This window comes from Streptacidiphilus alkalitolerans (assembly GCF_042511045.1).
Lineage (GTDB): Bacteria > Actinomycetota > Actinomycetes > Streptomycetales > Streptomycetaceae > Streptacidiphilus > Streptacidiphilus alkalitolerans.
The window spans coordinates 52,946-75,908 of sequence record NZ_JBHEZX010000023.1 but is presented as its reverse complement, the minus strand read 5'-3'; the positions used below and the strand labels follow the sequence as shown (position 1 = coordinate 75,908).

Sequence of the window (22,963 nt, the reverse complement as noted above, 5' to 3'; positions counted from 1 at the left end):
CGCGCCGGCCCCGGACGAGGGTGGTGGCCCCCGGCCCGGGGGTGAGGTTGACCCCACCCCCGGGCCGGGCGACGGCCGTCGGCGTGTCCGGGAACCGCGTCTGCGAGGATGCGGAGGGGAATCCGACGACCGAGGACCGGTACCAGGACCTCACATTTTCCGGGCGCCGCGCGTCTACCTGGTGAGAGCTACGATGCGGGACGCAGAGAGGACCGGGATCATGTACACACGCCACGCGCTTGTCGACACCGTGCTGGGCGAGGTGACCGTGGTGGCCTCGGACGAGGCCGTCGTGGGCGTCTACTTCCCGCACCACTGGTACATGCCGGCGGTGGACAGCCTGGGCACCAGGGTCGAGGTCCAGGGCGACGCCCTGCTCGAAGCCGCGCGGACCCAGCTGACGGAGTACCTGGGCGGGGACCGGACCGCGTTCGACCTGCCGACGGCGACCAACGGCAACCCGCTGCAGGAGCAGGTCTGGGCCATCCTCCGGGAGATCCCGTACGGCGAGACCACGACCTACGGGGAGATCGCCGAGCGGCTGGGGGACAAGGCGCTGGCGCAGGCGGTGGGCCAGGCGAACGGCCACAACCCGATCTCCATCATCGTCCCCTGCCACCGGGTGGTGGGGAAGAGCGGAAAGCTGACCGGCTACGCGGGCGGGCTGAAGCGCAAGCAGTTCCTGCTGGAACTGGAGGAGCCGGAGCAGCTGAAGGCCGCCAAGCTGTTCTGACCGTCGGAGCTGTGCGGAACGCCGGAGCCGATAGCAGGAAAGGGACGATGAAGAAGCCTTTCGAGCAGGTGGTGGCCGACCACGGGGACACCGTGCTGCGCGTGTGCCGGGCCGTCGTCGGCGTCCACGACGCCGACGACGCCTGGTCGGAGACCTTCCTCGCCGCGCTGCGCGCCTACCCCGGCCTGCCGGAGGACGCCAATGTGCAGGCGTGGCTGGTCACCATCGCCCACCGCAAGGCCGTCGACGTGATCCGGGCCCAGGGCAGACGCGCCGTCCCGACCGGGGACCTGCCCGAGCGGCCGTCGGCGGTCGGTGTGCCCGAAGGCCCCGACCGCGACCTGTGGGACGCCGTCAAGGCGCTTCCGGCCAAGCAGCGGCAGGCCGTCGCGTACCACCACTTCGCGGGCCTGCCCTACAAGGACATCGCCGAGATCCTCGGCGGGACCCCGGAGGCGGCGCGCAGGGCCGCGGCCGACGGCGTCAAGACACTGCGGACCACCTTTCCGGACGCGTATGCGAGAGGAGCGACCCCATGAACGACACCGCACACGAGCCGGAGGTCTCCGCCCTGCTGGCGCCGGCCCCCGCCGACTCCGGGGCACTGGAGCGGCTGCACCGCCGCCTCGAGGCGGCGGCCGAGCGGGACGGGCTGCTCGACGTCGCCTATACGACCGTGGACACCCCGGTCGGCTGCCTGCTGCTCGCCTCGACCCCCAGGGGGCTGGTCCGGGTCGCCTTCGACCGGGAGGACCACGACAAGGTCCTGGAGACCCTCGCCGGCAGGCTGAGCCCCCGGCTGCTGCGCGCCCCGAAGCGTCTGGACCAGGCCGCCCGCGAGATCGACCAGTACTTCGCCGGCACCCGGACGGCCTTCGACCTGGCCCTGGACCTGTCGCTGTCCAGCGGCTTCCGGCAGCTGGTGCAGCGGCATCTGCCCGAGATCGGCTACGGGCGGACGCAGAGCTACGCCCAGGTGGCCCGGCTGGTCGGCAACCCGAAGGCGGTCCGTGCGGTCGGCACGGCCTGTGCGACCAACCCGCTGCCCGTCGTCGTCCCCTGCCACCGGGTGGTGCGCACCGACGGCACGCTCGGCGGCTACGTCGGCGGCCCGGACGCGAAGTCCGCGCTGCTGACCCTGGAAGCGGCGGCCTGACCGTCCCGGCCCGGTTTCTGAGGGTTGCTCAACTTTCCCTCAATTCACTTGTGTAGCAATGGGTTTATGGATTGACTCACTGTCGTGACCGGCTCCCGCCTCGGAGAATCCCGGTTCTGGCAGGGGGAGCCGGCAGGCCTCAACCGAGCCGTTCACGCACCGGACCCAGCCCGTCCCGGACGGGCTGCTCCATCATCAGGAGTACAGGAACCGTATGCACCGTCTTGTGAGCACAGCCATCGCCACCACCCTGGCCACGGGCGGGCTGGTCGCCGTCGCCGCCCCCAGCCAGGCCGCCGTCCACCCGCAGATCTGCTCGGACGCCGGCATCCACTACGACATCATCAACAAGTCCAGCGTGCTGGTCCCGACCAACCTCTACAGCGCCTGGGTGCCGATCAACGGCAGCATCCTGCCGACCTACAACCAGACCAAGACCGCCACCGTCAGCGCCTCCGGGACGGCCACCGTGTCGGCCGAGGCCGGGATCATCTTCGCCAAGGCCAGCACCTCCTTCGCCGTGACCGTGGGCAAGAGCTGGAGCAAGAGCGGCTCGTGGACCTACGCGGTCCACTCGATCCCGAAGAAGTCGGGCAAGAAGTGGGCCCGGCTGATGATGTTCCACTCGGCCAAGAAGTTCACCGCCGAGAAGTACAGCCTCAACGGCACCTGCAGCAAGACCACCATCATCTGGAAGAAGGTCATCACCGCCCCGGTGGCGAAGAACGACAACTACTGGAGCCTGCAGTACAAGTAGTACGCAGGTCAGCATGCACGCAGGCGTGACGGCGGCGAGCACGGCGTCCGGCGCTCATGGAGCCCGCTATGCTTCATGAACTTTCCAGAACGCCGTGCTCGTCCCCCATGGTGCCCGGACCAGGGCCGGAATGTCAGCACGGCACCGTGTGCTCCGGTGATCACGGGACGAGTGGGGAGATTCGTATGACGCAGAGTCAGGACACGCGCAATTCGGACGGCGGCGCGGCTCCCGCGGGGCCGTCGACCCTCCTGCTGGCGGATCTGGCGCGGGCCGTGATCGCCTCCGCCGCTCCGGAGCAACTCGAGCTGCTGGAACGCATTCCCGCTCGCTGGACGGACGGTGGGGGCCCCGGCCGGGGCCGCCGCGGATGGGCCGGCGGCTCGGTCTCCTCCGGCATCGACCCGGCGGTGCTCAGCGAGATCGTCTATCCGCTGCTCACCGGCGCCTTCGCCCAGGTCCTGGGAACGGCCGCGCTCACCGGCTGGCAACAGCGGCGGACCCTGCGGCGGTTGGGCCGTCGAAGCACCGACACGCCGGTCGCCCAGGTGCAGTTGAACCTCGACGCCGCCCAGGCCGACCGCCTCCGGGCCGCCTGCCTCGCCCACGGCGAGACGCTCGGCCTGACCGCCGCCGAGGCCGGCATGCTGGCGGACGCCCTGTACGGCGCGCTGCGGCAGACGCTGAACGACGATCCCCAGCAGCGCCCTTGACGGATCCCGACTCCCGTCCCGAGCCCGCGCGCCGGTCCGGGTCGCCCTTTGCTGATGCGGCGCGGGTGGCCGCACCACCCCACCTGTGGTGGACCTACCTGCTGACCTTCTTCGCGTTGGCCGTCATGGGCGGCGGAGCCGGGCAGGCCCTGTTCTCCACCCGCGACCTGGGCCACTTCGCCGCCGGCCTGCCCTGCCTGGCCGGATACGGCTACACCGTGCCCGTGTTCGGCGCCGTCGTCACGGACCCGTTCGATCCGCACTTCGTCGACTGCGAGGCCCCGTACAACCACGGGAACGGTGTCGCGATGATGGTCGGCGCCGTCTCGGTGGTCGTCGCCGTCTGGCTGCTGATGGTCTGCGGCGGGCTGATCATGCGTGCCCGGCTGAACCGCGGCGCTCGGGACGGGTCGTCGGCGACGGCCGCGGCGGCCCAGAGGGCTGTCGATCGCTTTGAAATCTGGTGCGACGTCTGGCAGTTGACCGGGCGTCAGCGACCCCGACTGGTACTGGTGGCTCCGGGCCGGTTCGGCGGCCGGGCGTTCACCACCGGGGTGCCGCTGGCCCGGCCGGTGGTGGCGCTGCCGCTGGGACACGCCTACCTCGAACCGGCGCGGTTCGACGTGATCGTCCTGCACGAACTGGCCCATGTACGCTCCCGCGACCTGCTCTGGGCCGCCTCGGTGTGGTGGGCCGGATGGCTCAACGTCCCGGTGCTGCTGCTCTCGATCAGTTCGGTCCTCTTCGGCCACCCCGAAGCCCATGTGTCGCGCTACACGGCCTCGTTGTGGACTGCGGCCGCCCTGTCCGCGGCGGTACTGATCCTGCGTGCGGCGCTGCTGCGGCGCCGCGAGCTGGCCGCCGACCGGTTCGCGGTCGAGGTGCTGGGTGCGGACGGCCCGCTGCGGGAGGTGCTCGGCGCCCGGGCCAGGACGCCGGCCCGGTCCGGGCCCGCCGGTTTGGATCTGGCCCAACTGGTCTTTCGGATCCAGCAGTTGACCGCCTCTCATCCGCCGCCGGAGCAGCGTGCCGAGGCGGGCGGGCGCCGTGGTTCCGGGGATTCCGACCACTGGGAGGGCGGGTTCGCGGTCTCGGCGGCGACCAGTCTCATCGCCATGTTCACCTATCAGGGCGTGTACATCGCGCTGGCGGACCTGTCGGGATCCCACTGGGCGAACCCCATGCTGCCGACCGACCTGGAGTTCGCCTCGGCCGGTCTGCTGTGGGCCTGTGTGATCGTCCCGGCCTGGGTCGGCCGGGTGACGGCCGCTGCCCGTGCGGGCAGGGCGCCGACCTGGTGGGGCCCGGTGGCCGGGGTGGTTCTGGGCCTGGTCGTCGGCTACCTGCTCCAGGCGCCGGGGAACCAGCCGGTGGGCGGTGTCAGCCTGTTCCCCGGTCATCTCGCGCTGGTGGGCGTGGTGTTGGGGGGACTGGCGGTGGCGGGAGTCGCCGTCTTCACCGCCGGGCTCGCGACCTGTGTCGCCGGGTCCGCGGTCGGCGGTGCTCGGCGCAGACTCGCCCTGGTCTCGGCGGTGCTCACCGCGGCCGTCGCCCTGACGACAGCCCTCGGTGTGGCGGTCCTGCTGCTCGTGGCCCAGGAGCGGTGGGGGAGTGCGGCGGAGAACCGGACACTGCTGTCCGGGGCCGGCGATCTGCGCGACTGGTACGGCGTGCCGTTGCTGATGCTGGTCGGATGCACCCTCGTCCTGCCCCGGCCGGTCGGCGCCCGGTGGGTCCGTTCGCTGAACCCGCTGCCGCGTCGCTGCCTGCCGGTGGTGGCTGCGGCGGCCGGCGTCGGAGGGGTGGCCTCGACCCTGTCCTGGCAACTGCGCATCGGAGCCGCCCACTCCGAGGACGCCCAGTACCTGCTGGTCTTCGGAGGCTGGTGGATCTGCGCCCTGGCCGGTTGGGGCGCGACCGCGGTCGTCCTGCTGACCGGCCGGGGCCGGTCGCGGGACGTGGGCGGGGCCGGAGGCCGGTCCCTTCCGGCGGGAGTTCCGGCCGCGCTGAACGCGGGGCTCGTCACCGCGGCGATCGCGGGCCTGGTCGAGTACCTCACGGCGGACGTGTCCGGCTACGGGGGCACGCTGCACCTGCTCCAGGAGTCGGCGCGTCGGCCGATGTGGATCCTGTGCACCGTTGTGGTGGCGACCCTGCCGTGGCTGGTCGGGCTGGTCCTGCTCGCCCGGCGTCTGCGGCGGGGCTTGCTGCGGGGCTCGCTGCGGGGCTCGCCGTCGGGCGCGGCACGGCCGGTGGTGATCCGTTCGGTGGGGACCCTGCCCATAGCTGTGGGCACCGGTCTCGGCGTCGCCGCGCTCGCCGGGGCCCTGGTCGCGGGGCTGCTGGCGCCGGTCACCGTCTCCGCCCATGACCGGAGCGCCGGTCTGGCCGCGCTACGCGCCGTTCCGCTGGAACGGGGCGTGCCCCAGGTCTCCACTGCGCCGAGGGCGTCCGCAGCACCGACGGGTTCCGCACGGCCCACGGCCTCGGTCGCGCCTCCGACCAGCGCGGGTGACCCCGGCCGGGCGTTGGACCACGCCTCGGCCGAGCGGGTCTTCGCCGGCCTTCGGGACCTGTTGCCGACGGACCGGAAGACGGTCCCCAACAGCAAGCACTCCACGAACACCATCAGCCCGCACCGCTGTCAGACCCTGTTCGACGGCGACTACGCCTCCGAGCGGTCCCGGCCCCGCAGCGCCGACATCACCCACACCTATGAGGTGCCGGCCAAGGGGGTCATCGCCACCGGAATGACCGTCGTCTTCAGTGTCGTCTCCTACACCACGGCGTGGGACGCGCTCGCGCCGACGCGTCTGGAGACCGCCCGGTGCCCGCATTCGGTGTGGCTCGGCAGCGGCGTGGGGGCCGGCCCCATCCAGGTGTCCCTGACCGCACGGGATCTGACCGGCACTCCGTTCCCGGCCCTGCGGCAGGACCTGGCCCTGGTCTCCGGTGTCGGTTCGGCCACACTGACGGACACCGGTCTCTACTACGGCGAGTTGGTCGGGCATACCCTGGTGTCCGTCCAGGTCGACTACATCTACACGGGCGCGCGTCCGACGGCGGCGGTGCGGCGCTTTCCGCAAACCCTGGCCGACGCGGCGCTGAGCGCCTTCGTCAAGAACCTGCGAGCCGAAGCGGTCCGCTGAGCGCGGTGCGGGCTGAGGTGCGTACGGTGGAAGCCCTGCCGTACGGGGGGACAGCAGGGCTTCCATGTACCACTATACCGGCATGTGCATGCCACTGGGGTACTTGGGGTTGACCTTGGTCACTGTCACATTGCCTACTGCGAACGGGAGTTGCTCCATCTGCCAGGACTGGGACGGTGACACGATCGCTCTCCGTGGAGCGTTGATCCGTGGGATTCGGGAGACAGGGAGCGACCGTGGCCGTTGAACGTCCGAGGCTGGTCCTGGTGTGCGGGCTTCCGGGCGCGGGGAAGACCACGCTGGCGAGGAGGCTGGCGCAGGAACTGTCGGCGGTGCGGCTGTGCCCCGACGAGTGGATGGTGGATCTCGGGTTCGACCGCTTCGACGGCGACGCCCGGGACCGGGTCGAGGCACGCCTGTGGATCCACGCCCAGGAACTGCTCACCCGGGGCGCGGTGGTGATCATGGAGAACGGATTCTGGGACCGTGCCGAGCGGGACGAGATGCGGCTGCTGGCACGGTCGCTCGGAGCCGCGGTCGAGCTGCGCTACCTGGACGTGCCGTCGAGCGAACTGCACAGGCGGGTCGGCCTGCGCAACAAGGAGCCCGGGGCCGCGGTGATCTCCCCGGAGCTGCTGGCGGAGTGTGAGGCCGCGATCGAGGTACCGGGAGCGGCGGAGCTCGAGCTGTTCGACGCGCCCTTCGCTGAAGGACCCGCGGTCACTCCCCGGTGAGTCCGTCGACCGACTCGCGCAGCAGGTCGGCATGGCCGTTGTGCCGTGCGTACTCCTCGATCAGATGGCACAGGATCCAGCGCAGGCTCGGCGCACGGCCGTCGGCCCAGGCACGCTTGGCCGGCTGCTCCGGGCCGCCGTCGGCCAGTGCCTGGGCGACCAGGAAGCGGGACCGGGCCACGGCGTCCTGCCAGAGCGTGGAGAGCTGCTCGGGGGTGTCCTCGGCGGCGGAGTGCCAGTCCCAGTCGGGGTCGGCCTTCCAGTCCACGGTGTCCCACGGGGGCTGCGGGTCCTGCCCGTGCAGCGACCGGGAGCACCAGTGGTCCTCGACGTAGGCGAGGTGCTTCAGCATGCCGCCGAGGGTCATCGGCGAGGCGGCGACCGTCCTGCCCAGGCCGTCCGCGTCCAGGCCCGCGCACTTCCAGGCCAGGGTCGCCCGCTGGTAGTCGAGGAAGCCGAGCAGGGTGGCGGTCTCGCCCGCCGCGAGCGGAGGCTCCGGGCGGCCCTGCTCGTCCAGGTCATAAAGATCGTTGAGGTCGCTCATGGGCGCTGAGTCTAGGGTCTGGACCCCCCGGAACAGCACTGAATTCGCGCCGGTGCGCCCGCGGCGTCGGTCAGCGGTGCGGCGGGGTGTCGCGCCGTACACTTTCGGCTGCCGGTACACCCGCCCGCCCGCCGAAGTGAAGGCAGTTCCCCGTGCTCGACGCCGACGACGTCCGTCGTATCGCCCTGTCCCTGCCGCAGACGGTGGAGAAGGAACTCTGGAACCACCCGACCTTCCACGTCGCCGGCCGGATGTTCGTCACCGTCCCCGACGACGGGACGTCCTTCGCCGTGCGCTGCCCCCGGCAGGACCGGTACGAGCTGATCGCCTCCGAGCCGGAGAAGTTCTGGGTGCCGCCGCACGAGGCGAACTCCTCCTGGGTACGGGCCCGGCTGGCGGCCCTGGACGGGGCGGACGAGCTCCGCGACATCGTGGTCGACTCCTGGCGGCAGGCCGCCCCGGCCGAACTCGCCGAGACCTTCCACCTGCCCGGCTGGAAACCGGGCAACGGCTGAGCCGACATCAGGTTTGTGGGGCTCTATGCCCATATTCATGCGCGGGTGTCAGCGGATTTGCTAGACCTGGTGTCAGGATCCAGACAATGGGGGAGAGATGGACGTCGAACACGACGCGCTCGTGATCGCTGCCACCGCGGAGCAGGCCGACACCGACCGTCAGGGCAGGGAGGCGTGAGCCAGGAAGCCGATCCCCCTGCCGTGGAGGAGCCGTACGCGGGAGCCCCGGCCCTGCAGACCGAGTTGTCGCTGCTCATGGACCTCATGCTCGACGCGCTCACCGACCGGCTCACCCCGTCCGAGCAGCGCGCCTTCCTGCTGCGGCGCGCCGCTGCGAACGACCGCACGGCCCTGCTGGTGGTCGGCCTCGCCAGCCGCCGGGACGACGTCGAGGGGTGCGTCGCCGACGCCGAGCGCACCGCCCGCGACCTGTGGGCGTACGACCGCAAGCACGGCACCGGCGGCGAGGCGGCCGACCTCCCACTGCCCGAGGACGCCGCCGAAGGCACCGCCGAGGGCAGCGCCCGCGCCTACGTCCGCCGCGAATACCGCGCCTGGAGCAGGCAGTGACGCTGCCTCGGGGCCCGCTGGGCGATCTGGTCAAGGCCTGACTACGGCTGGGGGGCGAGGTCCCAGGTCTGGTCGGCGGCCCAGGAGTCGATGGTGTGCCAGTCGACCTGCGGGTAGGAGCGCTGCAGGGCCTCGACGTCGACCTCCAGGCCGGTCTCCTGGAAGTAGCGGAACATCGACGCCAGATCGGCGGAGGACTCCTCGATCACGGCCAGCGGAACTTCCTGGTAGGTGATCTCCCGCTTGCTCGCCGTGGCGATCGCCGCCGCGATCCGACGGGGCGTCACCAGCTGGCCGGCGATGTCGATCCGCCGGCCGGCGAACTCGGACGGGTGGTCGAGGATGAACGCGGCGAAGGCGCCGATGTCCGCCGTGGCGATCAGCGGCAGCGGGCTGTCGGCGGGCATCGGCAGGGCGAGGACGCCGTTGCGCAGCGACTGCAGGGTCCATTCGGTGGTGTAGTTGTCCATGAACACGGCGGGCCCGATCACCGTCCACGGCACACCGCTCTCGGCGAGATGCCGCTCTATCCGGTGCTTGCTGTCGAAGTGGGGGACGCCGGTGGCCCGGTCGGCGTTGGCGGCCGAGGTGAACACGATGTGCCGCACCCCCGCCGCGGCGGCGGCGTCCAGCAGGGCGGTGCCCTGGCGGATCTCGGCGTCGAGGTCGGTGCCGAAGGGGGTCGACATCGCGAAGAGCGTGCCGGCGCCCGCCAGCGCCGCGTCCAGCGTGGCCCTGTCGTCGAAGTCGGCGCAGACGACGTCGGCGCCGAGCGCCCGTAACGCGTCGGCCGCCGGGGAGCCCGGGCTGCGGGTGAGCGCACGCACCGGGCGTCCCCGTCGCAACAGGGCGCGGGCCGCGGCACCCCCCTGCTCTCCGGTGGCGCCGGCCACGGCCACGGGGAGGTTCGCCAGGGCGAGATCGGATTCCTGTGTCATGCGCCAAACATACGGTGCACCAACAGCTTTGCGGGAACAAACCGCCGGAGAGTCCGACCACGGGATCCGAGCGGGGCGGGCCGGCCCGTCAGCCTACTGGGATGCCGGGGTTGACGAGGCCGTCGCCGCCGGTGGCGGTGTTGTCGGGGGTGATCGTCACCGGGCAGGTCGCGGCGTTGTAGTCGGTGACATCGATGCCGTAGGAGGGGCTGATGGTGGCGGCCGTCAGGTCGGAGGTGTTGCCGTGGAAGACCGTGCCGCAGCCCCAGCCGGCCGCCTGACTGTGGGTCTGGAATCCGTCCTTGAGGGTGTGTGAGCCCTTGTTGTTCTGGATGGTGTAGTTGTTGCCCTTCACATCCACCCAGGAGTCGTCGAAGTTCTTGTCGGTGAGCCCGTTGCCGTCGAAGGTGTTGCCGGAGACCAGGCCGCCGGTTGTGCCCTCCTTCAGGTCGATGTTCTCCGCACCGATGTTCGGGCCGATCACATTGTTGAGGATCTGCACATAGTCGCTGTTGTCGGTGAGGGTGTTGGCCGTTCCGACGTAGACGCCCTCGCCCTTGCCGTCGCCCTGGGTGCCGGTGTCGTGGATCGTGGAGTTTTCCAGCACGCCGTACTGGCTGGAGTTGCGGAAGTGCACCCCTTCCATGGTCAGGTTCCCGACGTTCACTCCGTCGATGACCACGTGGTTGGCCGAGTCGACCACGATGCCCTTCTGCGCGTGCCCGAGGGTGATGCCGTGCACGGTCCAGCACGAGGCCCCGTCGAGGTGCAGTCCGTAGCCGCCGCCGGTGTTGGTGGTCAGCACGGCGGCGGAGGAGCCGGTCAGGGTGATCCGGCTCTGCGCGGTCCCGGGGACGGAGGCGACGAAGTTGCCGGTGTAGGTGCCGTCCGCGAGCTGGATGGTCTGCCCGGGCACGGCCGCGGCGAGCGCCGCCTTGAGCCCGGCGCTGGTACTGACCTGCACGGTGCTGCCGCTGCCGGTCGTGGCTGTGGCTGTGGCAGAAGCGGAGGCGGAGGCCGTGGCCGTGGCCGTGGCCGAGGCGCTGGCGGACGGGCTGGTGCTGGGGCCGGACGGGCCGCTGAGGGTGATGTCGTCCGCGTCGAAGGCGCCCTGGCCGTACCAGCCGTGGGTGTAGACCTGCACCGAGGTCGTCGCCGGGCCGGTGGTGAAGGTCGTGGTGAGCGCGGTGTAGCCGGTCGCGCTCGGCGTCCAACTGCTGGCGCTGACACCGGTTCCGGTCGCTCCGAGGTACACATACGCGCCCCGGACGTAGGCCGACAGGCTGTAGGTCGTGCTCGGCAGCACGCTGACGGACTGTGCGCACTGGGCCGTGTCGCTCCCGGACGCCGCGCCCTGGAGGGCATGGCTGCCGCTGTGCACCGGGGAGGCGACCACGGTGTCCAGCGGTGAGCAGGTCCAGCCGGACAGGGTCCCGGTCTCGAAGTCGCCGTTGGACAGCAGGTTGACCGTGGCGGCGCCGGCGGCGGTCTCCGCCGCCGCGAGGGCCAGCGAGCCGGCGACCAGCACCGCCGCCGCGACGGACGCGGTGGCGGCGGTGCGGCGTCCGCGGGTTGCACCCCGGACGGACCCCAGGGGCGGACGTGCGGAACGGGCGCGTTCGGGCATGGCGGACTCCGGTGCTCGTGGGGGCGGAGCAGCCCGCGCCGGACGGACAAGGTGGGGGTCGTCCTCGGGGCGCGGTCTTCGGGCGCGGTAAGACTTCGGCAAGCGTGTACATGCATAAATTGGCCTAGACCAGAAGGCCCGTCAAGACCCGCTCCCGGGACGAGGGCGCCGGGCCCGCCACCGCCCGTGCGGTCACCTGTGTGTTCAGTGGGTTGAACAAGAAAACAGCCCGCTGGTATCCCGGTGGCCCATGTGTTCATGACTTGAAGTCATGTACCCGTCGACTCGCTCTTCGTCAGGAAGGCGCCGCAAAATTGGTCCAGACCTTGACCGCAGAAGCTGGGGCGAGTTCAATCGCACTCGAAAGCCCGCTTCTGACCGACTGTCAGCTGCCGAATTGCGGGATTGTCACCGTTTGTGCGGGCCTCTTCACCCCCTGTCCCCCCTCGGAGAAGCGATGCGGCCAACGCATCCTGGGAGCGCTCCAACGACAACGTAAGCACAGCTTGGAACGCTCCCGGACTCTGTGGAGGTGTTCCCCCACCTGAAGGGTTGTGTTCATGTTTCGAAGTCTTTCGGGCCGCCTACGGGCTGTCCTGGCCATCGCGGCGAGCTGTATCGCGCTGACCGTGCCGACCGTCGTCACTGCCCAAACCGCGAGCGCCGCCGCGGCCGTCGTCAACTGCCAGCCGCAGGGGTCGCTGAGCCTGGCGGGCGGTGAGTACACCCTGCAGAACAACGAGTGGAACTCCAGCGCGCCGCAGTGCGTGACGGCCACGACCGGGACGGCCTGGTCGGTCAGCACGGCCGACTTCAACCTGTCCGGCGGCGCACCCGCGACCTATCCCTCGATCTACAAGGGCTGCCACTGGGGTGCCTGCACCACCGGCAGCAACCTCCCGATCCAGGTGAGCAAACTGGGCAGCGCCACCTCCTCCTGGTCGACCGTGCAGCCGGCCTCCGGCGCGTACGACGTGGCGTACGACCTGTGGACCAACTCGGCTCCCACGACCGGCGGCCAGCCCGACGACAGCGAGATCATGATCTGGCTCAACAGCCGCGGGGGAGTCGCCCCGTTCGGGTCGAAGACCGCCACCGCCACGATCAGCGGCCACAATTGGGACGTCTACACCGGCCGTCAGGCCGCCTGGAACATCGTGTCGTACGTCCTCCAGGGCGGTGCCACCTCGGTCAGCAACCTCGACGTCAAGGCGATGATCAACGACTCGGTCGGGCGGGGCACGACCGGCGCCAACGCGTACCTGATCGACGCCGAGGCGGGCTTCGAGATCTGGCAGGGCGGCCAGGGCCTCGCCACCAACTCCTTCTCCTTCAACGCGACCCAGGGCACCGGCGGCGGCACCGGGACCGGACCCACCGGCCGGATCACCGGCTTCGGCGGCAAGTGCGTCGATGTCGCGGGCGCCGCGACCGCCAACGGCACGGCGGTGCAGCTCTACGACTGCAACGGCACGGCGGCCCAGTCCTGGACCGTGGGCACCGACGGTACGGTCCGCGCGCTCGGCAAGTGCCTGGACGTGACCGCGGCCGGCACCGCCAACGGCACCAAGGTCCAGCTCTACGACTGCAACGGCACCGCCGCGCAGCAGTGGCACTCCGGCGCCAACAGCGCACTGGTGAACACCGGTTCGGGCCGCTGCCTGGACGCCACCGGCAACAGCTCCGCCAACGGCACCCGGCTGCAGATCTGGGACTGCGGAGGCAGCGCCAACCAGCAGTGGATCCTGCCGAGTTGACCGATCCGAGTTGACCGAGGCCGCCCGTGCGGACCGGGCCGTCGGGCCCACCCGCGGGCGGCGCCCGTCCCACACCACCCCTGGAGGGCATTCATGCGCAGGTTCCGGATATCAACGAGAAAACAGACAACCCTGATGGCCGCACTTGCCCTGGTCGCCGGTGGTTCCGGCGTCCTCGGCGCGGTCGCCCCGGCGGCGAACGCCGATGCGTCGGCAGCGACCCCGGCAGCCGCCGCCGCAACGACCACCGCCGCGTGCCCGTGGGTGCACTCCACCGCGCCGATCCCGCAGCGGGTGGCCCAGTTGCTGGCGAAGATGACCACGGCCCAGAAGGTGACCCTGGCCACCGGGGCCGGCGGTTCCAGCTACGTCGGCTTCACCCCGGCCATCGGCTCGCTGTGCATCCCGGCGATGAACCTGGAGGACGGTCCGGCCGGGGTCGCCGACGGCATGACCGGTGTCACCCAGCTCCCGGCCCCGGTCAATGTGGCGTCGACCTGGGACACCGCGGCCGAGCAGACCTACGGCAGCGTCATCGGCGCGGAGGAGGCGGCCAAGGGCACCACCGTCGACCTGGGCCCGACCATCAACATCACCCGTGACCCGCGCTGGGGACGGGCCTTCGAGTCGATGGGGGAGGACCCGTACCTGAACGGCCAGCTCGGCGCCGCGGACATCCGCGGGGTGCAGTCCACCGGGGTGATGGCGCAGGTCAAGCACCTGGCCGTGTACAACCAGGAGACCAACCGCAACACACCGTCCGACAACGCGGTGATCAGCAACCGGGCCATGCAGGAGATCTACCTGCCCGCGTTCCAGGACTCGGTGCAGCAGGGCGCGGCCTCCTCGGTGATGTGCTCCTACAGCACCGTCAACGGCACCTACGCCTGCCAGAACCCGTATCTGCTCAACACCGTGCTGCGCCAGCAGTTCGGCTTCACCGGCTTTGTGACCTCGGACTGGGGCGCGACCCACGCCACCGCGGCCTCCGCCAACGCCGGTCTGAACCAGGACATGCCCGGCAATGACGGCTTCTACGGCAGCGCGCTGCAGACCGCGGTCGGCAACGGCTCGGTCAGCCAGGCCACGCTCAACTCGCTGACCACGGGCATCCTGACCGAGATGTTCGCCTTCGGCCAGTTCGACAAGGCGCCGACCGGCTCGCCCGCGCAGCCCGCCACCAGCACGGCCAACCAGAGCACGGCCGTGCAACTGGCCGAGGAGGGAACGGTCCTGCTGAAGAACAGCGGCAATGTGCTGCCGCTCGGATCGGCCACCCGGTCGGTCGCGGTGATCGGCGCCGACGCCTCGGGCTCCCCGCAGAGCGCCGGCGGCGGCAGCGCGGCCGTCAACTCCAGCGGCACGGTCACCCCGTTGCAGGGGATCACCGCGCGGGCCGGCGGCAGCGGCGTCAGCGTGAGCTACAACGACGGCTCCTCGACCAGCTCGGCGGCCTCGGCGGCTGCCGCGGCCGGCGCGGCGGTGGTCTTCGTCAGCGACTTCGAGAGCGAGGGCAGCGACCTGGGCGGGATCGACCTGCCGAGCGCGGAGAACTCGCTGATCTCCGCCGTCGCCGCGGCCAACCCCAACACCGTCGTGGTGCTCAACACCGGCTCCGCGGTGACCATGCCGTGGATCGGCTCGGTCAAGGGCGTGCTGGAAGGCTGGTACCCGGGGCAGGGCGACGGCACGGCCATCGCCTCGCTGCTGTTCGGCGACAGCAACCCCTCCGGCCACCTGCCGGTGACCTTCCCGACCTCGCTGTCCCAACTGCCCGCGCACACGGCCGCGCAGTGGCCGGGCACCAACGGCACGGTGCAGTACTCCGAGGGCGTGGACGTCGGCTACCGCTACTACGACGCCAATGGACTGACCCCCCTGTTCCCCTTCGGTTTCGGCCTGTCCTACACCAGCTTCGGCTTCAGCAACCTGCATGTGGGCACGCTGTCGGCGGGCGGCGCGGCCACGGTCACCGCGACCGTCACCAACACCGGCTCGCGGGCCGGCGCCGACGTCGCCCAGCTGTACGTCACCCAGCCGGCGGCCTCCGGCGAACCCCCGCGCCAGCTGCAGGGCTTCGCCCGGGTGAACCTGCAGCCGGGCGCCAGCCAGACCGTCAGCTTCCCGCTGACGCAGCAGAACCTGCAGTACTACAACGCCACCTCCAACGCCTGGGCCACCAGCACCGGCAGCTACGGCATCTCGGTCGGCGACTCGGACACCAACCTGCCGCTGACCGGCTCACTGTCCGTCGGTTCGGCGCAGCTCGGCCAGCCGCTGACCGTCACCAACCCCGGTACCCAGGAGGGCCTGGCCGGTTCCCCGGTGTCGGTCCAGGTGGCGGCGCACGACAGCACCGCCGGCCAGACCCCCGCCTTCAGCGCGACCGGGCTGCCCGCGGGCACCTCGATCTCGGCCGCGGGGCTGATCACCGGCACACCGACCACGGCGGGCACGTACACCGCCACCGTCACCGCCCAGGACGCGGCCGGGGCGCTCGCCTCAACCACCGTTCTCTGGACGGTGGTTCCGGCCGACGCGGTCCCGGCCACCCCGCTGGTCGGGGTCGGCGGGCTCTGCCTCGACCTGGCCGGTGACAACAACACGGACGGCTCCAAGGTCGAGGTCTACACCTGCAACGGCACCAACGGCCAGGAGTGGTCCGAGGCGTCTAACGGCACGGTGCAGGCGGCGGGCAAGTGCCTGGACGCCAAGGCGGGCGGGACGGCCGACGGCACCCTGGTCGACCTCTACACCTGCAACGGCACCGGTGCGCAGGTCTGGCAGCCGCAGGCCAACGGCGCGCTGCTGAACCCGGCCTCCGGAAAGTGCCTGAACGATCCCAACTCCTCCACCACGCCCGGCACCCAGGTCACCCTCTCCAGCTGCACCGGCGCCGCGAACCAGTCCTGGACCTCCCCGGCCGGCTCGACCGGAGGGTCCGGCTCCACCGGTCCGGTGACCGGGTACGCGGGGCTCTGCCTCGACGTGGCGGGAGCCAGCACCGTGGACAAGACCAAGGTGGACGTCTACACCTGCAACGGCACCGGCGCCCAGCAGTGGACCGTGTCCGGCGGCACTCTGCAGGCCCTGGGCAAGTGCCTGGACGTCAACGCGGCCGGCACCGCCAACGGCACCCTGGTCGACCTCTACACCTGCAACGGCACCGGCGCCCAGGTCTGGCAGCCGCAGGCCGGCGGGGCCCTGCTCAACCCGGCGTCCGGCAAGTGCCTGGACGACACGGGCTCGTCCACGACGCCCGGCACCCAGGTCCAGATCTGGACCTGCACCGGAGCGTCCAACCAGTCCTGGACCCTGCCCTGACCGAGGGCCCTCGGTCCCGGGAATCCTCGGACGGCCCCGGTGGCGGCGGTTACCCCGCCGCCACCGGGGCCGTCCCCTGTGGGTCGGCGGCGGCGTCGGCGATGTCGGTGGCGGCCGTGGTGTCGTCCAGGTGCTCCTCGACCCAGCTGCGCAGCAGGCTCAGCGGCACCGCCGCGCTGCGGCCGAGGTCGGTCAGGCTGTACTCGACGTGCAGCGGCACGGCGGGGTAGACGGTCCGGTCGACGATGCCGGCATCCTCCAGCCGCCGCAGGGTCTGGGTGAGGACCTTGGGGCTGACGCCCTGCAGCAGCCGCTGCACTGACCCGAACCGCTGCGGCCCCTGCTCCAGGGCGCCGATGGCCAGCGCGGACCACTTGTTCGCCAGCAGGTCCAGCATCGCCCGGCACGGGCACTGGGCCGCGTAGACGTCGTGGTGGGCATGCTGACCGGTCCGGCAGCCGATGGTCACAAGGGTGCTCCTCACCTGGATACTTCCCGATGGGAAGTAGGTTCCCTTGATGGTAACCACCCCTCCGGGGCTACGGTCAAGCCCACCGGACGAAGGGCCGATACGCGGCCTTTCGCCGGATACGGTACAAGGGAGTCGACGTGTCCTCGATGCGCGCGGTGGTGCAGCACACCCTCGGTGGTCCTGAGGTCCTGCGGGTGGAGCAGGTGCCCAGGCCGGTGCCGCTGCCGACCGAGGTGCTGGTGCGGGTCCACGCCGCCGGGATCAACCCGGTCGACTGGCAGACCCGGGCCGGGGCCGGCATGGCCGGGGTGCTCGGCGAGCCGCCGTTCGTGCTGGGCTGGGACGTGTCCGGGGTGGTGGAGCAGACCGGGTTCGGGGTGAGCACCCTCGAGCCCGGCGACGAGGTCTTCGGCATGCCCTGGTTCCCCCGCGAGGCGGGCGGTTACGCCGAGTACGTCGCCGCGCCCGCCCGGCAGTTCGCCCGCAAGCCGGCCGGCCTCAGCCATGAGCAGGCCGCCGCCGTACCGCTGGCGGCGCTGACCGCCTGGCAGGCCCTGGTGGACACCGCGCGGGTGCGGCCGGGCCAGCGGGTGCTGATCCACGCCGCCGGCGGCGGGGTCGGACACTTCGCCGTCCAGTTCGCCAAGCACCTCGGCGCCCATGTCACCGGCACCGCCAGTGCCTCCCGCCATGCCTGGCTCACCGGGCTGGGCGCCGACGAGCTGATCGACTACACCGCCGTCCCCTTCGAGGACGCCGCCAAGGACATCGACGTCGTGATCGACCTGGTCGGCGACCGGCACGACCGCACCAGCACCCGTTCGCTGGACGTGCTGCGCCCCGGTGGCCTGCTCGTCGCCGTCCCCTCCGGCGTCTCGCCGGAACTGCTGCACGCGGCCCAGTCGCGGGGGCTGCGGACCAGCGCCTTCCTGGTCGAGCCGGAGGGGGCGGCGCTGACCCGGATCGCCGGACTGATCGACGCGGGAGAGGTGCGGGTGGAGGTGGAGCAGGTGTTCCCGCTGGAGCAGGCCGCCGAGGCCCACTCCCGCGGCGAGGCCCGCCGCACCCGCGGCAAGCTCGTGCTGAGCGTCACGCCCTGAGCCGGCCCGGCAGCGGCGCGGAGCCGGGCGCCCGGCCGAGGGTGCGGTCGGAGACGGTCAGCAGGAGGAAGAGCGCCCCGGCGGCGAGCATGACCCAGGCGAGGTGGTGCATGCCGCCGGTGGTGACCCGCGGGCCGAAGGAGGCGGCGGCGGTGGAGGAGGCGACCATCGAGCCGATGTAGGCGAAGGTGCGCAGCAGCCCGGCCGAGGAGGCGGTGCGCTCGGGATCGGCCTGGAAGTAGACCGAGTTCTGCAGGGCCAGGCTGTTCAGCCCCTGCGGGATGCCGAAGACCAGGGCGACCAGCACCAGCATCCACACCGGGCTGCTGCCGGCGAGCGTCAGCATCACCAGGCAGGCGACGATCTGTCCGACCGCACCGACCAGCAGCTTGCCGCGCACGCCCGGGCGCCGCCCGGAGAGGACCGAGACCCCGATCGCCACCAGGAACATGGGCATCTGCACCAGCCCGGCGTGGAAGGGCGAGAGTCCGTAGCCCTCCTCGGTCCACTGGGTGAACCCGTAGAGGAAGGCGTAGGAGACGACATAGGCGACCAGCGCGCGGCCGTAGGTGGCCAGCAGCGGCGGGTTGCCGCCCAGTACCCGCAGGTCGACGAAGGGGGTGCCGGCCCGCAACTCCCGTGCGGCGAAAGCTATTCCCGCCGCCGCGGCGAGCACCAGCAGGTACCAGTCGCGCAGGTGAAGGTTCATCAGGAACAGCAGCAGCGACATCAGCGTCGCGGCGAACAGGCCCATGCCGGGCAGGTCGAGCTGGGCGGCCAGGCGTCCACGCTGCGGGGACTCGCCCGTTCCGGCGGAACCGGGCAGCCGGAGCAGCCCGAGCAGCACGGCCGCGACGGCCAGCGGCACATTCAGCGCGAAGGTGGCGCGCCAGCCGCCGAGACCGATCAGCAGTCCGCCCAGCAGCGGGCCGATCACGGCGATGGTCTGGTTGGTGACCGCGAGGGCGGTCAGCACCCCGCCGGGGCTGTCCCGTCCGGTGCGCCGGCCCTCGCTGCGCAGCAGCGCCATCGCCGACGGATAGCCGGCGCAGGTGCCGAATCCGAGCAGGACCCGCGCGGCGATCAGCACCCCCAGGTTCGGCGCCAGGGTGCCGATCACCCCGGCGACCCCGACCAGACTGGTGCTGACCAGGAAGAGCCTGCGCGGCCCGAAGACGTCGATGAGTCGACCCACGACCGGCTGCCCGAGCGCGGTGGCCAGGTAGAGGGCCGACACCAGCCAGGCGGTCTGCGAGGGCGGCGCGCCCAGGGCGTTGCCGATCGGCACCAGCGCGACGGCGATGATCGTGGAGTTGATCGGGTTCAGGATCGAGCCCAGCATCATCGGCGGCAGCAGCCGCCGGTCGAAACCGGGCTGGTCGGCCGTGCCTATGGACTCTGTCCTCGCGTCCCTGGCGTCAGTCATGGGTCAGCCGCTGCAGTACGGCCATGGCGGCGACCACGGTCAGCCGCTCCTCCTCGGTGCACCGGGTCTGCAACTGGTCCACCAGCCATTCCTGCCGGACCTGCCGCCCTTCCGCGACCCGGCGGCGGCCCTCGGCGGTGAGCGCGATCAGCCGGCGCCGCCCGTCGCCCGGGTCGGGGCTCCGCTCCACCAGGCCCAGCGCGGCGAGCGCGGTGACGGTCGCGGTCATCGACTGGTGCCGCACCCCCTCGGTGCTGGCGAGCTCGCTCGCGGTGACGCCGACCCGGTCGGCACCGGCCCGGTCGGACAGCCGGGCCAGGACGGACGCCTGGCCCAGGGTGAGGTCCTCCACCTCGGCGGCGTTCAGCAGACGCCGCCGCAGGCGGCTGATCACCGCACGGACCTCGCGTGACGCCTGGATCGCCGAGGGCGACGGGCTCGGGTTCTCGCTCATGCTCCGCACGGTAATATCAACAGTCTCAACTGTCCAGTTTGAGCTGTACAGTATGCGCTGCATGAACGGTATGTGCCGCGTGAACGGCCGCCGCCCTGCCCCGCGGGTGTCCCGAAGGCGAAGGCATCTACCGCGTGCCGTTCCGCATGATCCCGCTGATCCGAGAGGCTTGTGTTGTCGTAGAGCGTGCCCACCGTCGCCGACTTGATGAGGGCGGCCCAGACATCGGCCGTACATCTTGAGCTGCACGACAGCTACGGCATCGCACGAGAGACGGACGCTCTGAGGACTTGGCGGAGACCGGCAGGCGGAACGTGGACCCTGCCTCAGACCACTGGCGGCGGTCATGGGTCGAGCTGATCGGGGAGACCACGGGCCGGGGCGTCGTGGTGCAGCGCGCCCGGATCGTTTCCGAGCCGGTGTCTGAGTACATCCGGTACGAACACGCGGGGTCTGGGAGCTTGCCACTCCGCACGCTGACTACGTGGTCTGAGAGGCCCGGGCCGCGCGACCATGCCTGCTTCGCCGCTCTCCGGTGCCCAAGAGGCACGTAAGGCTATTGCTGACCGGCTGGGAGGAATCAGGAGGGACGCAGAGCTGTCCGGCCTTCAACTGGCTCAACTCTGCGGCTGGCACCCTTCCAATTCGTCCCGCATAGAGAATGCACGAGCCGTCCCGTCCGATGCGGACATTCGGGCGTGGTGCGCAGCGTGCGGAGTGCCGGACCGGGCCGCCGACCTGATCGCCGCGTCCCGCTGTATGAGCGGACCCGGCTCATGCCGGTGTACTGCTCCACAGTCGAAGCTCTGGCCCATGGGTCGTCATGGCACCGGAAGAGATCAGCACATACGCCAAGGCGTTTCAGGACGTGGGCGAATGGATCAGATGGTCAAGGCCACCACCCGGCGCTGTCTGGTTTGCGACGGCGTAAAGATGGGGTGGCGGGATGGCCGTTGGTCTGTCGCCCTCTCCGTGTTCCCGGTGCCGCCCGTCGTCGGGGCAGGGGAGTGAGCGCCGTGCACGCTCGGGCACGATCGGGCTCAGCGACGGGCAGATCACCGAGTTCTCGATGTCGACCGCGAAGCCGTTGACCTGGAGGCCGCCCTGAAGCGGGAGATGCCGTCCAGGATGATGGCCTACTCCGAATCAACATAGGTCGAACACGATTCCCACATATCTTCCGGGAGCTGCAGATCGAACAGGGCGGTGGTCAGTCGGTCGAGGAAGAGGCGGGTGCTGCGGTCGGCGGCGGTGCGGGCGCAGCGGTGGGCCTCGGTCTCGAGGAGTTCCTCGATGCTGTTCACAGGGCTGTTCCCGGTGCCGGTCGGACGGGGCGGGCGAGCCGGGCGTCCAGGAAGCGCAGACCGGCCCAGGTGTGCGCCTTCGCGGCGCCCTGGTCGATGTTCAGGGTCAGGGCGACGGTGCGGTAGGGGAGTCCGGCCAGGTGGCGCAGCCGCACGCAGTGCGCCTGCAGCGGGGAGTGCGCCTCGAGTTCGGCCAGGGCGGATCTCAGCGGGGAGGCCGGGTCGGGCCGCGGGCAGGCGGCCAGTACGTCCTGCAGGATCTCCAACGCGCCCAGGGTCGGGGCGGCCCGGCCCAGGAGGTCCGGCCAGTGGCAGTAGATGAGGGCGGCGGCGTGCAGAACGGCCTGCTCCGCGGCGGCCGGGTCGGGCAGGTGCTGGGCGGCAAGGCGCAGGAAGGGCTGGTGCCATTGGGTCAGGAACGCCTCAAGGTCCAGCGGCAGCGCGGGTGCGGCGGGGGACGGGTTGCCGGTCATGCCGGGCCCGCCGTGGGGAGGCCGTGGCCGGGGGCGAGTGGGGTCAGGGCGTCGGGGTTCCGGCGGGCGGCGTTGGTCGCCTCCCACAGCGGGCGCACCTCCTGCGGGCGGCCGTGGAGGGCGTCCACCACGTCCTGCACCACGGGCCAGTCCGGGGTGTCCCCGTCAAGTAGCGCGGTGATCCCTTGCGTGGTCAGGGTGTTGGGGTACAGCGCACACAGCTGGGAGGGGGCGGGGCGGGACGCCGCCAGGTAGAGCCCGTTGATCGCGGCGTGGAGTTCGGCCTCGGCGCTCTGCGGCAGCAGACGCGGGCGCAGTCCGCGGGCGGCCTCCCACAGCGGCAGGAGATTGGCCGGGTCGCAGTCGCAGGCCTGGGCAAGCGCCTCGGTGAGCCTCCAGGTGGGCAGGCGCTCACCGGACAGTACCCGGGAGATGTAGGAGGGGGAGACCTGGGTGATCTCTGCCAGATCGCGGATGCTGTGCGCCGAGGAGCGCTGCAGGTGCGACATGGCGCTGCTGAGCTGCTTGGTGGGGTCGGTCGGCAGTTGCGGGGTGCTGGGGGTGGTGGGGTCGGGCGCGGTCCCGGGAGTCCTGGGCGGTCGGCGCTCGAAGACCGACTCGGCCCGGCGTTTGGCCTGGACCCGGCTCTCGCGCTTGAGCAGCATGCGCCAGGTGCGGCTGCTCGACCAGCGTTCGCGCGCGGTGGGGGCGCTGACCTCCAGGGCGTCGCCGATGGATTTCCAGCTGAGGTTCGGATGGCGTAAGCGGGTTTGCTGCACCGCTATGGCCATGAGTTCGGTCAGGCCGTGCTGGGTGTGGTTGAGCTGTTCCAGGAGCGCCAGCGGGGGCAGGTCGGGGTCGTCGCCGACCGTACGGGCCGCCAACCGCTCGACGTCCAGGGCGAGTTGTTTGAGGTCCTGGGCGAACAGGCCCAGGGCGTGGTCGTACTGGCGCGGGGTGGGGCCTTCCGCGGCGGCGGCGCTCTGGGTGTGCCGGCCGCGTGCCCGGGCCCGGCACGCGGCCGAACGGCAGGTGGTGGTGCAGTACTTCGAGGGGCGGCCGTTGGTCTTGGGCCGGGTGTACGGCTGGCCGCAGTGCCAGCAGATCGCAGACGGCGATGTCATGTGTCTTCCTAGGGATGCTCGTTCCGAGGGGTGGGGGTTTCGTTGTGCGCCACCCCAGCCTCCGCGCACGGTCCTTGTACGAAATAGGTGATC

At 71.2% G+C, this 22,963-nt stretch carries 24 protein-coding genes and 1 pseudogene; 15 read left to right on the top strand and 10 right to left on the bottom strand.

Annotated elements, in window-relative coordinates:
* Positions 1 to 220: 220 nt before the first annotated feature.
* The 7 genes from ACEZDG_RS34265 to ACEZDG_RS34235 all read left to right on the top strand — a co-directional run bounded on the left by ACEZDG_RS34265 (position 221) and on the right by ACEZDG_RS34235 (position 7,242).
* Positions 221 to 733: a methylated-DNA--[protein]-cysteine S-methyltransferase gene (locus ACEZDG_RS34265; protein WP_380517744.1), complete on the top strand. Its 513-nt coding sequence runs from the start codon at positions 221 to 223 to the stop codon at positions 731 to 733.
* Between the two features lie 47 nt (positions 734 to 780).
* Complete coding sequence (locus ACEZDG_RS34260) at positions 781 to 1,272, top strand: RNA polymerase sigma factor (RefSeq protein WP_380517741.1); 492 nt, start codon at positions 781 to 783, stop codon at positions 1,270 to 1,272.
* The gene (locus ACEZDG_RS34255; RefSeq protein ID WP_380517739.1) at positions 1,269 to 1,889 is read left to right on the top strand and encodes a methylated-DNA--[protein]-cysteine S-methyltransferase; all 621 of its coding nucleotides are present in this window, start codon (positions 1,269 to 1,271) and stop codon (positions 1,887 to 1,889) included. The genes ACEZDG_RS34260 and ACEZDG_RS34255 overlap by 4 nt, the downstream gene beginning before the upstream one ends.
* Before the next feature lie 226 nt (positions 1,890 to 2,115).
* Positions 2,116 to 2,646 (top strand): hypothetical protein, encoded by a 531-nt coding sequence (locus tag ACEZDG_RS34250; protein WP_380517736.1) that lies wholly within the window; start codon positions 2,116 to 2,118, stop codon positions 2,644 to 2,646.
* A gap of 185 nt (positions 2,647 to 2,831) precedes the next feature.
* Entirely contained in the window at positions 2,832 to 3,359 is a 528-nt protein-coding gene (locus ACEZDG_RS34245) for a hypothetical protein (RefSeq protein WP_380517734.1), read from the top strand.
* A 65-nt stretch (positions 3,360 to 3,424) separates the two neighbouring features.
* Entirely contained in the window at positions 3,425 to 6,508 is a 3,084-nt protein-coding gene (locus ACEZDG_RS34240) for a M48 family metalloprotease (protein WP_380517731.1), read from the top strand.
* A 236-nt stretch (positions 6,509 to 6,744) separates the two neighbouring features.
* The gene (locus ACEZDG_RS34235; protein WP_380517729.1) at positions 6,745 to 7,242 is read left to right on the top strand and encodes an AAA family ATPase; all 498 of its coding nucleotides are present in this window, start codon (positions 6,745 to 6,747) and stop codon (positions 7,240 to 7,242) included.
* Here ACEZDG_RS34235 and ACEZDG_RS34230 read toward each other — a convergent pair.
* Positions 7,229 to 7,786: a DinB family protein gene (locus tag ACEZDG_RS34230; RefSeq protein WP_380517726.1), complete on the bottom strand. Its 558-nt coding sequence runs from the start codon at positions 7,784 to 7,786 to the stop codon at positions 7,229 to 7,231. The genes ACEZDG_RS34235 and ACEZDG_RS34230 overlap by 14 nt on opposite strands.
* A gap of 152 nt (positions 7,787 to 7,938) precedes the next feature.
* Between ACEZDG_RS34230 and ACEZDG_RS34225 the strand changes: the two genes are divergently transcribed.
* Together ACEZDG_RS34225 and ACEZDG_RS34220 are read left to right on the top strand one after the other, a co-directional pair.
* Positions 7,939 to 8,301 carry an MmcQ/YjbR family DNA-binding protein gene (locus ACEZDG_RS34225; RefSeq protein ID WP_380517723.1) on the top strand — a complete coding sequence of 121 codons (363 nt, stop codon included), beginning with the start codon at positions 7,939 to 7,941 and terminating at the stop codon, positions 8,299 to 8,301.
* A gap of 174 nt (positions 8,302 to 8,475) precedes the next feature.
* Positions 8,476 to 8,871 (top strand): hypothetical protein, encoded by a 396-nt coding sequence (locus ACEZDG_RS34220; RefSeq protein ID WP_380517720.1) that lies wholly within the window; start codon positions 8,476 to 8,478, stop codon positions 8,869 to 8,871.
* Between the two features lie 41 nt (positions 8,872 to 8,912).
* Here the strand turns inward: ACEZDG_RS34220 and ACEZDG_RS34215 are convergent, their stop codons facing one another.
* From ACEZDG_RS34215 to ACEZDG_RS34205, 3 genes and pseudogenes are all read right to left on the bottom strand, one after another.
* Positions 8,913 to 9,809 (bottom strand): NmrA/HSCARG family protein, encoded by an 897-nt coding sequence (locus ACEZDG_RS34215; RefSeq protein ID WP_380517717.1) that lies wholly within the window; start codon positions 9,807 to 9,809, stop codon positions 8,913 to 8,915.
* Positions 9,810 to 9,897: 88 nt separating this feature from the next.
* Positions 9,898 to 10,899 (bottom strand): sheath polysaccharide-degrading enzyme, encoded by a 1,002-nt coding sequence (locus ACEZDG_RS34210; protein WP_380517893.1) that lies wholly within the window; start codon positions 10,897 to 10,899, stop codon positions 9,898 to 9,900.
* A gap of 42 nt (positions 10,900 to 10,941) precedes the next feature.
* Positions 10,942 to 11,436: pseudogene (locus tag ACEZDG_RS34205) on the bottom strand (carbohydrate binding domain-containing protein); the annotation flags it as partial.
* A gap of 560 nt (positions 11,437 to 11,996) precedes the next feature.
* Here ACEZDG_RS34205 and ACEZDG_RS34200 point away from each other — a divergent pair.
* The gene (locus tag ACEZDG_RS34200) at positions 11,997 to 13,193 is read left to right on the top strand and encodes a GH12 family glycosyl hydrolase domain-containing protein (protein WP_380517714.1); all 1,197 of its coding nucleotides are present in this window, start codon (positions 11,997 to 11,999) and stop codon (positions 13,191 to 13,193) included.
* Positions 13,194 to 13,328: 135 nt separating this feature from the next.
* On the top strand, positions 13,329 to 16,517 hold the full coding sequence (locus ACEZDG_RS34195; RefSeq protein WP_380517711.1) for a glycoside hydrolase family 3 C-terminal domain-containing protein: 3,189 nt from the start codon (positions 13,329 to 13,331) through the stop codon (positions 16,515 to 16,517).
* A 49-nt stretch (positions 16,518 to 16,566) separates the two neighbouring features.
* On the opposite strand, the gene ACEZDG_RS34190 is transcribed toward ACEZDG_RS34195, so the two are convergent.
* On the bottom strand, positions 16,567 to 17,001 hold the full coding sequence (locus tag ACEZDG_RS34190) for a winged helix-turn-helix transcriptional regulator (protein WP_380517708.1): 435 nt from the start codon (positions 16,999 to 17,001) through the stop codon (positions 16,567 to 16,569).
* Between the two features lie 134 nt (positions 17,002 to 17,135).
* Here ACEZDG_RS34190 and ACEZDG_RS34185 point away from each other — a divergent pair, with 134 nt between their 5' ends.
* Positions 17,136 to 18,089, top strand: coding sequence for an NADP-dependent oxidoreductase (locus ACEZDG_RS34185; RefSeq protein WP_380517890.1), 954 nt, complete (start codon positions 17,136 to 17,138; stop codon positions 18,087 to 18,089).
* On the opposite strand, the gene ACEZDG_RS34180 is transcribed toward ACEZDG_RS34185, so the two are convergent.
* Both ACEZDG_RS34180 and ACEZDG_RS34175 read right to left on the bottom strand, forming a co-directional pair.
* Positions 18,079 to 19,434: an MFS transporter gene (locus ACEZDG_RS34180; protein ID WP_380517887.1), complete on the bottom strand. Its 1,356-nt coding sequence runs from the start codon at positions 19,432 to 19,434 to the stop codon at positions 18,079 to 18,081. The genes ACEZDG_RS34185 and ACEZDG_RS34180 overlap by 11 nt on opposite strands.
* A gap of 73 nt (positions 19,435 to 19,507) precedes the next feature.
* Positions 19,508 to 19,969, bottom strand: a complete 462-nt coding sequence (locus tag ACEZDG_RS34175) for a MarR family winged helix-turn-helix transcriptional regulator (RefSeq protein WP_380517705.1) — start codon at positions 19,967 to 19,969, stop codon at positions 19,508 to 19,510.
* A 207-nt stretch (positions 19,970 to 20,176) separates the two neighbouring features.
* Between ACEZDG_RS34175 and ACEZDG_RS34170 the strand changes: the two genes are divergently transcribed.
* From ACEZDG_RS34170 to ACEZDG_RS34160, 3 genes are read left to right on the top strand one after another with little or no spacing between them, the layout of a single operon-like run.
* Entirely contained in the window at positions 20,177 to 20,329 is a 153-nt protein-coding gene (locus tag ACEZDG_RS34170) for a hypothetical protein (protein WP_380517885.1), read from the top strand.
* Complete coding sequence (locus tag ACEZDG_RS34165; RefSeq protein WP_380517702.1) at positions 20,284 to 20,523, top strand: DUF6879 family protein; 240 nt, start codon at positions 20,284 to 20,286, stop codon at positions 20,521 to 20,523. Before ACEZDG_RS34170 ends, ACEZDG_RS34165 begins: the two co-directional genes overlap by 46 nt.
* Positions 20,483 to 20,980 (top strand): helix-turn-helix domain-containing protein, encoded by a 498-nt coding sequence (locus tag ACEZDG_RS34160; RefSeq protein ID WP_380517699.1) that lies wholly within the window; start codon positions 20,483 to 20,485, stop codon positions 20,978 to 20,980. The genes ACEZDG_RS34165 and ACEZDG_RS34160 overlap by 41 nt, the downstream gene beginning before the upstream one ends.
* Before the next feature lie 125 nt (positions 20,981 to 21,105).
* On the opposite strand, the gene ACEZDG_RS34155 is transcribed toward ACEZDG_RS34160, so the two are convergent.
* The 3 genes from ACEZDG_RS34155 to ACEZDG_RS34145 are packed head-to-tail and all read right to left on the bottom strand — an operon-like array spanning position 21,106 to position 22,870.
* A complete protein-coding gene (locus ACEZDG_RS34155; protein ID WP_380517696.1) occupies positions 21,106 to 21,273 on the bottom strand; it encodes a hypothetical protein in 168 nt (55 codons plus the stop codon).
* Positions 21,270 to 21,746, bottom strand: a complete 477-nt coding sequence (locus ACEZDG_RS34150) for a hypothetical protein (protein ID WP_380517694.1) — start codon at positions 21,744 to 21,746, stop codon at positions 21,270 to 21,272. Before ACEZDG_RS34150 ends, ACEZDG_RS34155 begins: the two co-directional genes overlap by 4 nt.
* On the bottom strand, positions 21,743 to 22,870 hold the full coding sequence (locus ACEZDG_RS34145) for a helix-turn-helix domain-containing protein (RefSeq protein ID WP_380517691.1): 1,128 nt from the start codon (positions 22,868 to 22,870) through the stop codon (positions 21,743 to 21,745). Before ACEZDG_RS34145 ends, ACEZDG_RS34150 begins: the two co-directional genes overlap by 4 nt.
* Between the last annotated feature and the right edge of the window lie 93 nt (positions 22,871 to 22,963).

Bases quoted from the DNA above. Each gene is read 5' to 3' on its own strand.
- ACEZDG_RS34175 (WP_380517705.1), bottom strand. From the start codon at position 19,969: ATGAGCGAGAACCCGAGCCCGTCGCCCTCGGCGATCCAGGCGTCACGC.
- ACEZDG_RS34260 (WP_380517741.1), top strand. From the start codon at position 781: ATGAAGAAGCCTTTCGAGCAGGTGGTGGCCGACCACGGGGACACCGTG.
- ACEZDG_RS34195 (WP_380517711.1), top strand. From the start codon at position 13,329: ATGGCCGCACTTGCCCTGGTCGCCGGTGGTTCCGGCGTCCTCGGCGCG.
- ACEZDG_RS34170 (WP_380517885.1), top strand. From the start codon at position 20,177: ATGAGGGCGGCCCAGACATCGGCCGTACATCTTGAGCTGCACGACAGC.
- ACEZDG_RS34160 (WP_380517699.1), top strand. From the start codon at position 20,483: ATGCCTGCTTCGCCGCTCTCCGGTGCCCAAGAGGCACGTAAGGCTATT.
- ACEZDG_RS34150 (WP_380517694.1), bottom strand. From the start codon at position 21,746: ATGACCGGCAACCCGTCCCCCGCCGCACCCGCGCTGCCGCTGGACCTT.
- ACEZDG_RS34180 (WP_380517887.1), bottom strand. From the start codon at position 19,434: ATGATGCTGGGCTCGATCCTGAACCCGATCAACTCCACGATCATCGCC.
- ACEZDG_RS34145 (WP_380517691.1), bottom strand. From the start codon at position 22,870: ATGACATCGCCGTCTGCGATCTGCTGGCACTGCGGCCAGCCGTACACC.
- ACEZDG_RS34215 (WP_380517717.1), bottom strand. From the start codon at position 9,809: ATGACACAGGAATCCGATCTCGCCCTGGCGAACCTCCCCGTGGCCGTG.
- ACEZDG_RS34255 (WP_380517739.1), top strand. From the start codon at position 1,269: ATGAACGACACCGCACACGAGCCGGAGGTCTCCGCCCTGCTGGCGCCG.
- ACEZDG_RS34200 (WP_380517714.1), top strand. From the start codon at position 11,997: ATGTTTCGAAGTCTTTCGGGCCGCCTACGGGCTGTCCTGGCCATCGCG.
- ACEZDG_RS34245 (WP_380517734.1), top strand. From the start codon at position 2,832: ATGACGCAGAGTCAGGACACGCGCAATTCGGACGGCGGCGCGGCTCCC.
- ACEZDG_RS34265 (WP_380517744.1), top strand. From the start codon at position 221: ATGTACACACGCCACGCGCTTGTCGACACCGTGCTGGGCGAGGTGACC.
- ACEZDG_RS34185 (WP_380517890.1), top strand. From the start codon at position 17,136: ATGCGCGCGGTGGTGCAGCACACCCTCGGTGGTCCTGAGGTCCTGCGG.
- ACEZDG_RS34230 (WP_380517726.1), bottom strand. From the start codon at position 7,786: ATGAGCGACCTCAACGATCTTTATGACCTGGACGAGCAGGGCCGCCCG.